Below are 10393 nucleotides of genomic sequence, written 5' to 3'. Positions count from 1 at the left end.
GCCCGCCGCATCGGCAAGTTCGAGGAAGCGACCGGCGGCACGCTGCTGCTCGACGAAATCTCCGAAATGGACGTCCGCCTGCAGTCCAAGCTGCTGCGCGCGATCCAGGAGCGTGTGATCGACCGCGTCGGCGGCACCAGGCCCGTGCCGGTCGACATCCGCATCATCGCGACCTCGAACCGCAACCTCGCCGAGGCCGTGCGCGAAGGCACCTTCCGCGAAGACCTGCTGTTCCGCCTCAACGTCGTCAACCTGAAGATCCCGCCGCTGCGCGACCGCCCGGCCGATATCCTCGAGCTGGCGCAGCACTTCGCCAAGAAATACGCCGAAGCCAATGGCGTGCCGGTGCGCCCGATCTCAGCCGACGCACGGCGGATCCTGACCGCGAACCGCTGGCAGGGCAACGTCCGCGAGCTCGAGAACACCATCCATCGCTCGGTGCTGATGGCGCAGGGCGACGAGATCGGGCCCGAGGCGATTCTCACGCCCGACGGCGACCGCCTCGACCTCGCCAAGACCGCGCCCGCGGTGGCACACGCCACCTTCGCCGCCGAGCAGGTCACCCGGGCGCTGGTCGGCCGCACCGTCGCCGATGTCGAACGCGACCTGATCCTGGAGACGCTGAAGCACTGCCTCGGCAACCGCACCCATGCCGCCAACATCCTCGGCATCTCGATCCGCACGCTGCGCAACAAGCTGAACGAATATGCCGACGGCGGCATCCCGATCACCCCGGCCGGCAACGGCGCACCCGACTATCAGCGGCTGGCGGCGGCAGGCTGAGGAACCCAAACGGCGAGGCAATCGACGCGATTGCCTCGGATCACGAATAGCTCGGCGCGTCGGGCTTGCGGAAGATCCGAATCGGATCGCCGGGCGTGATGGTGCGGCCCGTGAACGTCACATAGGCGTACAGCGCGAGATAGCCGATGGCGAGCGCGCCAACGAGATAGAACAGCCAGATTCCCACGCGCTTCATCGAACCGTCACGCCCCCGAAATATCCCGCCTTTTAGTCTGCCGCCCGGCCAAGCGCCACCGGCAACATGCCGCGCCCCCCGCGACACTCACCGTGCTGCTCTAGCGAGAACGCTTTCCAGCAGGGTTGGATCCCGCGTGATCCGGGATGGATCGCGGTTGCGAAACCGGGCCTGCTGTGTCGTGACATTTTAGCGGTGGTACGGGGCGTCAGCTAACGCGGCCTCGCGCGTGGACGTGACGCGACGGCAGGCTGACCTCGGCTAGCCTCGCGGCATCTTCCTCCCGGTCGATCGCGACATACTCGCCGTGCCAGTAGGCCAGCGCAGCGGTGCGCTGCGAGGCGATCACGTCGAGCACGCGGCCGATCACGATAGCGTGCGAATGCCGTTCGATCGTCTCCTCGACCTCGCAATCAACCGCCGCAAGCGCGCCGACCAGAAGCGGCACGCCCGAGGCACGCGTCGTCCATCCGGCGCCGGCGAACCGTTCCGCCCCCTTCAGCCCGCCCTTGCCGGTGAAGCGTTCGGCGATGTCGAGCTGGTCCGCCGTCAGGATATTCACGCCGAACACGCCATGCCGCTTGATCAGCGGCCATGACGACGCCGCGCGGTTGATGCTGACGATCAGGGACGGCGGATCCACCGACAATGACGACACCGAGGTCACCGTCATTCCCGAAACATCCGCGCCGCGGCCGGCAGTGATGACGCTGACGCCGCCGGTGAGATGACGCATCGCGCCGCGGAAGTCGCCAGCGGAGGCGGCGGGAGCAACCGAGATGTTTCGGACAACGGAGTTCATGGCAACCTCACAGGTCGGACGTGTCTTCGCTGCCTTCGAGCAGGTGTTTCAGGATCTCACCTTCCAGCGCAGCCAGTTCGGCCGAGCCGCGCCGGCGCGGCCGCGGCAGGTCGATCGCGACATCCTGCGCGATGCGGCCGTCCTCGATGACAAGCACGCGGTCGGCCAGTGCCACCGCCTCGGCGACGTCATGCGTCACCAGGATCGCGGTGAAGCCCTGGTCGCGCCAGACCCGTTCGAGCAATTGCTGCATTGAGATCCGGGTCAGTGCGTCCAGCGCGCCGAGCGGCTCGTCGAAAGCCAGCACGCGCGGCTGGCTGACCAGCGCCCGCGCCAGCGCGACGCGCTGCTTCTGGCCGCCCGAGAGCACCGAGGGCCACTGCGCGCGCTTGTCGCCGAGACCGACCTCGACCAGCGCCTGCTCGGCACGCGCCTGCGCGTCGGCCGAGGACCGTTCGCGGCCAAGCCCGACCTCGACATTCGAGAGCACGCGCGCCCAGGGCAGCAGGCGCGGCTCCTGGAACATGACGCGTATATCCTGAGCCCGCGGCTGCTCGCCGAAAGCGATGCTCCCCGCGGTCGGCTTCTCGAGCCCCGCGACGAGGCGCAGCAGCGTGCTCTTGCCGCAGCCGCTGCGGCCCACGATCGCGACGAACTGGCCGGCCGGAATATGCAGATCGATGCCGCGCAATACATCGTTGTCGCCGAACGATTTGCGCAGGCCGCGGACGGTCAGAGACAGCCCCCGCGCCGCGCCTTCCGATGCCCGCCGCAACTGCCGCGCCTCGGTGAGGATATCGGCGCGCTCGACCGGCTCGGCATCTGCGGACTGGAAATGAAGCACTTCTTGCATTCTCGTTCTCACTTCTTCTGGAAGGCGGGGTGCCAGGACAGGGTCAAGCGCTCCAGCGCCCGCGAGGCGCTGTCTGCGAGCTTGCCGAGCAAGGCGTAGATCAGGATCGAGAGCACCACGACGTCGATCAGCATGAACTCGCGCGCCTGCATCGCCATGTAGCCAAGGCCGGACGAGGCCGCGATGGTCTCGGCCACGATCAGCGTCAGCCACATGATGCCGAGTGCAAAGCGCAGGCCGACGAAGATCGACGGCAGCGCGCCGGGAAAAATGACCCGGCGGAACAGCTCGCCGTCGCTCATGCCGTAGATGCGGCCCATCTCGATCAGTTGCGGATCGACGGTGCGGATGCCGTGCAGCGTGTTGAGATAGATCGGGAAGAACACGCCGAGCGCGACCAGGAACAGCTTGGCCGACTCGTCGATGCCGAACCACAGGATGACGAGCGGGATCAGCGCCAGATGCGGGATGTTGCGAACCATCTGCAGCGTGGTGTCGGTGAGCTTCGCCGACAGCTGCGACAGGCCGTTGGCGAGACCGAAGGCGAATCCGATGCTGCCGCCGATCAAAAAGCCGATGCTGGCGCGCCAGAAGCTGACCCAGATATTGCGGGCCAGCTCGCCGGAGAGCAGCAATTTCCACCCCGCCAGCGCGACGTCGGTCGGCGCCGGCAGCACGCGCGACGGCACGAAGCCGGTAACGCAGGCGAGCTGCCAGAGCACGATGATCGCGAGCGGCACGATCCACGGGATCAGGCTGTCGACGCGCGGCAATTTGGGTGCGCGAACGCGCGGAAGACTGTCTATCAAACTCATGACTGCGATGCCTGTTTCTGCGGACGGTAGTCGTTGCCGATGGTTTCACCGAACGGCCCGGTGTTGACGCGGATCGGCGTCACGTTGTCCGGACGTGCCAGCGACAGCAGCGGGAACACCAGTTCGGCGAAGCGATAGGCTTCCTCGAGATGCGGGTAGCCGGACAGGATGAAGGTATCGACGCCGATGTCCTGGTACTCCTTGATCCGTGCGGCCACGGTCCGGGGATCGCCGACCAGCGCGGTGCCGGCGCCGCCGCGCACCAGGCCGACGCCGGCCCACAGATTCGGGCTGATCTCAAGCTGGTCTCGCCGCCCGCCATGCAGCTGCGCCATGCGCTGCTGACCGACCGAGTCCATCCGCGCGAAGATCTTCTGCGCGGCCTCGACCGTGTCGTCGGTGACATACTGGATCAGCTCGTCGGCGGCCTTCCAGGCTTCCGCGTTGGTCTCGCGCACGATCACATGCAGGCGGATGCCGAACGACAGCTTGCGGTCGCGCTGCGCAGCCACCGCCTTCACCCGCGCGACTTTCTCGGCGACCTGCGCCGGCGGCTCGCCCCAGGTCAGGTATTTGTCGACGGTATCGACCGCGACATCGATGCCGGCGTCGGAGGAGCCGCCGAAATAGAGCGGCGGGCGCGGCGACTGAACGGGCTGGAACAAGAGCCGGCCATCCTCGATCCGGATATGCTTGCCCTCGACATTGACGGTCTTGCCCGCAAGCAGGTCGCTATAGACTTTGAGGAACTCACGCGTCACTTCGTAGCGCTCGTCATGGGACAGGAAGACGCCGTCGCCCTTGTTCTCGACGGGGTCGCCGCCGGTGACGACGTTGACCAACAGGCGGCCGTTCGAGATCCGGTCCAGCGTCGCGGTCATGCGCGCGGCAACGCTCGGCGACTGCAGGCCTGGCCTCACCGCGACGAGATAGCGCAGCCGCTCGGTCCAGGGCGCGACGGCTGATGCCACGACCCAGGAGTCCTCGCAGCTCCGTCCCGTGGGCAGCAGCACGCCGTAATAGCCGAGCTGGTCCGCGGCCTGCGCGATCTGGCGCAGATAGTTGAAGTTCACCTCGCGTCCGCCCTGCGACGTGCCGAGGTAGCGGCTGTCGCCGTGGGTCGGCAGAAACCAGAGGATATTGGCGTTGGTTGGGGTGCTCACGTTCCCGGCCTCCATGCGACGTCAGAAATCTTGATTTGTTTGGGGATCAGGCCGAGCGCGAAGAACGTGTCGGCCACCTGCTGCTGGTCGGCGATCACGGCATCGGTGACCGGCTTGATGCCGTAGGCCTGGCGCTTCAGCGCGACCTCCACCACCGGCACCGAGAGCCCGATGGATGGCGCAAGCTGTTCGGCCACGGCGTGGATGTCGCCCTTCGCCCAGTCATCGACTTCGCTCAACTGCGCGAGCACGAGACCGACGATCTTCGGATCGCGCTGCAGGAACGTTTTCGATGCGAAATAGAACTGATAGTTCGCAACGACGCCGGTGCCGTCGGCCAGCGTGCGCGCCCCGGTTGCCGCCTCGGCCGCGGCCTGGAACGGATCCCAGATCACCCAGGCATCGACAGCACCGCGCTCGAAGGCGGCGCGCGCATCGGCGGGCGCCAGGAACACCGGCTCGATCTCGGAATATTTGACACCCGCCTTCTCCAGCGCCTTGACCAGGAGATAATGGACGTTGGAGCCCTTGTTGAGCGCGACCTTCTTGCCCTTCAGCTCGGCGACCGACTTGATCGGACTGTCCTTCGGCACGAGGATGGCCTCGCCCTTCGGCGCCGCCGGCTCGTAGGCGACATACTGGATCGGTGCGCCGGCGGCCTGCGCGAAGATCGGCGGCGCCTCGCCGGTGTTGCCGAAATCGATCGCGCCGACATTGAGCGCTTCGAGCAGCGGCGGTCCGGACGGAAACTCGGTCCAAACCGCCTTGTAGCCCGCACCCTTCAGCTTCTCCTCGAGCGAGCCCTTGCTCTTCAGCAGCACCAGCTTGCCGTATTTCTGATAGCCGATACGGACGACCTTCTCCTGGCCGTAGGACGCACCGACCGTCGCGGCGACCACGCTGAGCGACAGCACCGCGCGGGCGATCCAGCGTCGAAACAAACGCGTCATGGGTGACGTCCTCTGCATTGAATTGACCAAGGAACAGGCGATCAGGTCTGGGTGTTGCGCCAGACGATGTCGCGGATCGCGATCTGCTTCGGAATCAGGCCGAGCTTGAAGAACCCGTCGGCGACGCCCTGCTGGGTTGCGACGATATCGTCGGTGACAGGTCCGACCGAAAACCCGGCCCGTTTGGCCGCGATGATCTGGATGTCGAGCGGAACGCCGGTGACGGCGCTCAACGATTTCGCGACCTCTTCGGGATGCGCCTGCGCCCACGCCGCGGTCGACGTCGTGACATCGACGATCTGCTGCAGGAGTTGGCCGTTGTTCTTCGCGAAGTCGCGGTTGGCGATATAGAACGAGTTGGTCTTGGTGATCTCGCGGGAGTTCACCAGAATGCGACCGTTCTGTCTGGTCTCGCCGATTGCGAAATACGGATCCCAGATCGCCCAGGCATCGATGCCGCCATTCGCAAAGGCGGGTCCGGCGTCCGGTGGGGTCAGGTAGACCGGCGTGATGTCGTTATAGGTAAGGCCCGCCTTCTCCAGCGTCCGGATGACGATGTTGTGGGCGCTCGATCCCTTGGTGAAGCCGACGCGCTTGCCCTTGAGATCCGCAATCGTCGTGATTGCCGAAGCTTGCGGCACCAGGATGCCTGACCCGTTGATGATCGGCTGCGCTGCCGCATAGACGATGGCCGCGCCCGCGGCTTGCGCGAAAATCGGCGGCGAGTCGCCGACTGCACCATAATCGACACTACCGACATTCATCGCCTCCATCATCGGCGGGCCGGCGGAGAACTCGACCCATTTCACGTCGATGCCCTGCGGCCTGAAATGATTTTCCAAAGCGGCGCGCTGGCGCGCGATGACGAGCACGCCGTTCTTCTGATAGCCGATACGAATTTCCTTCGTGCCCGTCTGCGCCTGCGCGCGCTGTGACAGCGCAGCTGCGGCGGCGGAGCCGAGCGACAATTCGAGGAACTCACGACGCTTCATTGCAGAAACTCTCCTGACGATCGCGCGCTGCGCTGCACGATCATGCGATGTCAGGATGATGGGGGCGGCGAATGAAGCTGTCGAGCACTCCGGAAAAATAGCGATATCAGCACTTTCATGCGGGCATCGCACATGTCGTTTCTTTTAGAACGCGAACAGTGTGTAGCGAATTATTTTCCTCACGAGATCGCGAGATCGCCGCACAGGAGCGTTGTCGAGCGAAGTGGATACCGGTTCGCGTGAAGACAACGCGTCAAAGCAGGAATCTGAAGCTTCGGCTCTGGTTCACTCAGAGCCGAAGCTTCAGGAATCGATCATCCCGCAGCCGCACTCTTCTGCCCGACACTGACCGCGAGTTTACCATAGCGATCTCTGAACGCTTCGGTGTCGATCTCCTCGAGCTTGATCGCGCCGCTGAGCACGCCCTTCTTCCAGGCCTCGTGCTCGGGATCGTGCTGGAACTCCGGCATCACTTCCTTGGCGAACAGCTCGAGCGACTCGCAGATATGCTCGTGCGTGTTCTTGCCGGCCTGGTTGAGCAGGATCACCTGGTCGATATGCGATGAGCGGAAGCGGCGCAGCTTCTTGCGCAGCGTTTCCGGCGAACCGATCAGGCCGCCGCGCAGCGCGGCCTCCTGCGCGTCCGGATTCTCGCGCTTCCACTTGTTGTACTCGTCCCACATGTTGACGGTGCCCGGCGCAGGCCGCTGCCGGTTCTGTGCCTGCCCGTAGTAGCGCAACGCGAACTGGAAGAAAGTCGCGCCGTCGGCGCGCCTGCGGGCCTCCTCATCCGTCTCCGCGCACATGAAGAACGACACCAGCGCCATGTTAGGGTTGATCTCGTAGTCGGCGAGCTTCTTCAGCCGCTTGGTGATCGCGTTGTAATAGGCGTGCACCCAGGCGTGCGCCGCCTCGGCACTGACGAACTGGAAGCCGAGCGCGCCGAATCCGTTCTCTCCGGCGCGTTCGATCGTCGGCAATTGCGAGCAGGCCATCCAGAGCGGCGGGTGCGGCTTCTGCACGGGCTTCGGCACGACGTTGCGCAACGGAATATCGAAATACTTGCCGTGATGTTCGGTGCCGACCTTGGTGAACATCGGGAAGATCGCCTGAACAGCTTCCTCGAACACCTCGCGCTTGGTCTCCATGTCGCGGCCGAACGGCGTCAGCTCGGTGATCGAGGCGCTCTCGCCCATGCCGAACTCGCAGCGTCCGTTGCTCAGGAGATCGAGCACCGCGACCCGCTCGGCGACGCGCGCCGGATGGTTGGTGGTGAGCTGGAAGATGCCGTGGCCGAGCCGGATGTCCTTGGTGCGCTGGCTTGCCGCAGCGAGAAATGATTCCGGCGCCGGCGAGTGCGAATATTCCTCGAGGAAGTGATGCTCCACGACCCAGGCGTAATCGTAGCCGAGCCGGTCGGCGGTCTCCAATTGCGTCAGCGCGTTCTGGTAAAGCCTGAGCTCGTCGCCGTCGTTCCAGGGTCGCGGCAGTTGCAGCTCGTAAAAGATGCCGAATTTCATGGCGTCACTCCCAAGGTCGTGTCCCCGACCACTTGTTGTGGTCTCGACCACTTTGCTGCGGTCCCGACCGATTGTTGTTTTGGGTCAGTCTAGTGCCGGCTCGGATCAAGTCTAGCCTTGGGCGCGAAACTCCAATTCCGCGCAGCGGAAGCTGGCTTGATCGGAGCGCATGAATGTTTAGCTTGTGTTCGCTTGAGTCGCGGCGCTATCGGTCGCGCGCTCATCCTTCCGAAAGCGCCAAGACATATTCACGTGACGACATTTACGCCGCATCAGGACACCGCGCTGAAAGCTGTTGCCGACTGGCTGAAAGCCAAGCCCGGCCAGAACGGCACGCCGCCGGTGTTTCGCCTGTTCGGCTATGCCGGAACCGGCAAGACCACACTCGCCCGCCACATCGCCGAGGGTGTCGACGGCGAGGTGAAGTTCGCCGCCTTCACCGGCAAGGCGGCGCTGGTGATGCGCAACAAGGGCTGCGACAGCGCCTCCACGATCCATTCGCTGATCTATCGCGCCCGCGAATCCGGCGTCGAGCAGCCGAGCTTCGAATTGTGGGACGACGCGCCGGCCTCGAAAGCCAAGCTGATCGTGATCGACGAATGCTCGATGGTCGATGCCGAGCTCGGCCGCGATTTGATGTCGTTCGACTGCCCGCTGCTGGTGCTCGGCGATCCCGCGCAATTACCGCCGATCCAGGGCGGCGGCTTCTTCACCGACGCCGAGCCGGACGCGATGCTGACCGAGGTGCATCGCCAGGCACAGGACGATCCGATCGTGCGGTTGTCGATGGACATCCGCGAGGGCCGCGAACTCGAGATCGGCCGCCACGGCGATAGCGAAGTGGTCTCGCGCAAGGAGCTCGATCCGGACCGCGTGATGAGCGCCGATCAGGTGCTGGTCGGCCGCAACAACACCCGCCGCGCCTACAACATGCGGGTGCGGCAACGGCAGAACATCGAGGATCCCCTGCCCGTGGCCGGCGACAAGCTGGTCTGCCTGCGCAACAACCGCAAGAAGGGCCTGTTCAACGGCGGGCTGTGGCGGGTGAAGGCGCGCGCGCAGTCGAAATCGAAGATCATCACCATGCGCGTGATGCCGGACGAGGATTTCGGCTACAAGGTCACCAAGGTCTCGGTGCGCGGCGAATGCTTCGACGGCGGCGTCGAGGGCGTGCCGTGGGAGCAGCGCAAGCCGTATGACGAGTTCGACTACGGCTACGTGCTGACCGTGCACAAGTCGCAGGGCTCGCAATGGGACGACGTGGTGCTGTTCGACGAGAGCTTTGCGTTCCAGGACAGCCGCGCCCGCTGGCTGTACACGGGCATTACGCGAGCGGCGAAGCGGCTGAGCGTGGTGGTGTAGGCCTCTTCCACACATTCAGACCTCATCCTGAGAGCCTGACTGAAAAAGGAGTGAGTGATTTCGGTTGGCTGTGATTCCTTCGGATTTGCGAAGATTCGAGGGAGGGTACGATGCCGTGGACCGAAATCACTCGTGTCGAGTATCAACGCAAAGGGCTGCGCTACACAAGCGATCTGACCGATGCGGAGTGGGCGCTGATATCCCGGAAGATGCCGGCGCGACAGCGACGAGGACGCCCGCGGGAAGTCGATTTGCGCGAGGTCGTGCAGGCGATCTTCTACATTTTGTCGACGGGCTGCCAATGGCGAGCCCTGCCGAGCGAGTTCCCGCCATACTCGACGGTCCAAGGCTATTTTTATGCCTGGCGCGACAGTGGCCGGTGGCACCGGATCGTCGGAGCCTTGGTCCGGCAAGCGCGGCGGAAACTCGGGCGCAAGCCGGGACCGACGGCTGCCGTCATCGATAGCCAGACGGCTCCGACGACGCAGGCCGGCGGGCCACGCGGCTTCGACCCCGGCAAGCGCCTTCATGGACGTAAGCGGCACATCGTCACTGACACCAATGGTCTGCTGCTGGCAGTCCACGTGCATCCCGCCAACGTTCAGGATGTCCACGGTGCTGTCCCTCTGCTGGAACATCTGAGAGAACACTTCCCCAGGCTTCAGCATGTCTTTGCTGACCGAGTCTATCGCGGCAAACAGCTGCTCGACGCACTGTCCCATTGCGGCCAATGGACCATCGATATTGTCCAGCGGCCACCCGGCGTCAAAGGCTTCCAGCTCTTACCCCGACGCTGGGTCGTCGAGCGTACCTTTGCCTGGTTCGGCAGGTGCCGTCGTCTCGCCAAGGACTTCGAGGGCTCCGCGGCAACCGAAGTCGCTTGGCTTCTCGTCGCCCATCTCAGGCTCCTGATCAGACGCCTCGCCAGGCCCCAACACGCTTTTTGAGTCAGACTCT

General features: G+C 64.7%; 11 protein-coding genes. 3 read left to right on the top strand and 8 right to left on the bottom strand.

Annotated features, from left to right (window positions below):
- Positions 1–783, top strand: a 783-nt coding sequence (locus tag AS156_RS44215; protein WP_245312716.1) for a sigma 54-interacting transcriptional regulator, incomplete at its 5' end; no start/stop codon positions are given.
- A gap of 40 nt (positions 784–823) precedes the next feature.
- Here AS156_RS44215 and AS156_RS43270 read toward each other — a convergent pair.
- The 8 genes from AS156_RS43270 to AS156_RS11025 all read right to left on the bottom strand — a co-directional run bounded on the left by AS156_RS43270 (position 824) and on the right by AS156_RS11025 (position 8074).
- On the bottom strand, positions 824–979 hold the full coding sequence (locus tag AS156_RS43270) for a hypothetical protein (RefSeq protein ID WP_201456026.1): 156 nt from the start codon (positions 977–979) through the stop codon (positions 824–826).
- A 208-nt stretch (positions 980–1187) separates the two neighbouring features.
- On the bottom strand, positions 1188–1781 hold the full coding sequence (locus AS156_RS11055) for a flavin reductase family protein (RefSeq protein WP_066503663.1): 594 nt from the start codon (positions 1779–1781) through the stop codon (positions 1188–1190).
- A gap of 7 nt (positions 1782–1788) precedes the next feature.
- A complete protein-coding gene (locus AS156_RS11050; RefSeq protein WP_066503662.1) occupies positions 1789–2634 on the bottom strand; it encodes an ATP-binding cassette domain-containing protein in 846 nt (281 codons plus the stop codon).
- Between the two features lie 8 nt (positions 2635–2642).
- Positions 2643–3449, bottom strand: coding sequence for an aliphatic sulfonate ABC transporter permease SsuC (gene ssuC, locus AS156_RS11045; RefSeq protein WP_066503661.1), 807 nt, complete (start codon positions 3447–3449; stop codon positions 2643–2645).
- Positions 3446–4627: an FMNH2-dependent alkanesulfonate monooxygenase gene (gene ssuD / locus AS156_RS11040; RefSeq protein WP_066503659.1), complete on the bottom strand. Its 1182-nt coding sequence runs from the start codon at positions 4625–4627 to the stop codon at positions 3446–3448. The genes ssuC and ssuD overlap by 4 nt, the downstream gene beginning before the upstream one ends.
- Positions 4609–5562, bottom strand: a complete 954-nt coding sequence (locus AS156_RS11035; protein ID WP_066503658.1) for a sulfonate ABC transporter substrate-binding protein — start codon at positions 5560–5562, stop codon at positions 4609–4611. The genes ssuD and AS156_RS11035 overlap by 19 nt, the downstream gene beginning before the upstream one ends.
- A 41-nt stretch (positions 5563–5603) precedes the next feature.
- Positions 5604–6554: a sulfonate ABC transporter substrate-binding protein gene (locus AS156_RS11030; protein ID WP_066503657.1), complete on the bottom strand. Its 951-nt coding sequence runs from the start codon at positions 6552–6554 to the stop codon at positions 5604–5606.
- 314 nt (positions 6555–6868) lie between these two features.
- Positions 6869–8074: an LLM class flavin-dependent oxidoreductase gene (locus AS156_RS11025; RefSeq protein ID WP_066503656.1), complete on the bottom strand. Its 1206-nt coding sequence runs from the start codon at positions 8072–8074 to the stop codon at positions 6869–6871.
- Between the two features lie 252 nt (positions 8075–8326).
- Between AS156_RS11025 and AS156_RS11020 the strand changes: the two genes are divergently transcribed.
- Complete coding sequence (locus AS156_RS11020; RefSeq protein WP_066503655.1) at positions 8327–9436, top strand: ATP-dependent DNA helicase; 1110 nt, start codon at positions 8327–8329, stop codon at positions 9434–9436.
- 110 nt (positions 9437–9546) lie between these two features.
- A complete protein-coding gene (locus tag AS156_RS11015; RefSeq protein WP_066499812.1) occupies positions 9547–10383 on the top strand; it encodes an IS5 family transposase in 837 nt (278 codons plus the stop codon).
- The last annotated feature ends 10 nt before the right edge of the window (positions 10384–10393 follow it).

The sequence above is a fragment of the Bradyrhizobium macuxiense genome (genome assembly GCF_001542415.1).
In the GTDB taxonomy this organism is placed as follows: domain Bacteria; phylum Pseudomonadota; class Alphaproteobacteria; order Rhizobiales; family Xanthobacteraceae; genus Bradyrhizobium; species Bradyrhizobium macuxiense.
This window is presented reverse-complemented; position numbering and strand designations above follow the sequence as displayed.

Excerpts from the sequence above, each read along its gene's own strand:
- AS156_RS11055 (WP_066503663.1), bottom strand. The coding sequence starts at position 1,781 with ATGAACTCCGTTGTCCGAAACATCTCGGTTGCTCCCGCCGCCTCCGCT.
- AS156_RS11030 (WP_066503657.1), bottom strand. The coding sequence starts at position 6,554 with ATGAAGCGTCGTGAGTTCCTCGAATTGTCGCTCGGCTCCGCCGCCGCA.
- AS156_RS11035 (WP_066503658.1), bottom strand. The coding sequence starts at position 5,562 with ATGACGCGTTTGTTTCGACGCTGGATCGCCCGCGCGGTGCTGTCGCTC.
- ssuD (WP_066503659.1), bottom strand. The coding sequence starts at position 4,627 with ATGGAGGCCGGGAACGTGAGCACCCCAACCAACGCCAATATCCTCTGG.
- AS156_RS11025 (WP_066503656.1), bottom strand. The coding sequence starts at position 8,074 with ATGAAATTCGGCATCTTTTACGAGCTGCAACTGCCGCGACCCTGGAAC.
- AS156_RS11050 (WP_066503662.1), bottom strand. The coding sequence starts at position 2,634 with ATGCAAGAAGTGCTTCATTTCCAGTCCGCAGATGCCGAGCCGGTCGAG.
- AS156_RS11015 (WP_066499812.1), top strand. The coding sequence starts at position 9,547 with ATGCCGTGGACCGAAATCACTCGTGTCGAGTATCAACGCAAAGGGCTG.
- AS156_RS43270 (WP_201456026.1), bottom strand. The coding sequence starts at position 979 with ATGAAGCGCGTGGGAATCTGGCTGTTCTATCTCGTTGGCGCGCTCGCC.
- ssuC (WP_066503661.1), bottom strand. The coding sequence starts at position 3,449 with ATGAGTTTGATAGACAGTCTTCCGCGCGTTCGCGCACCCAAATTGCCG.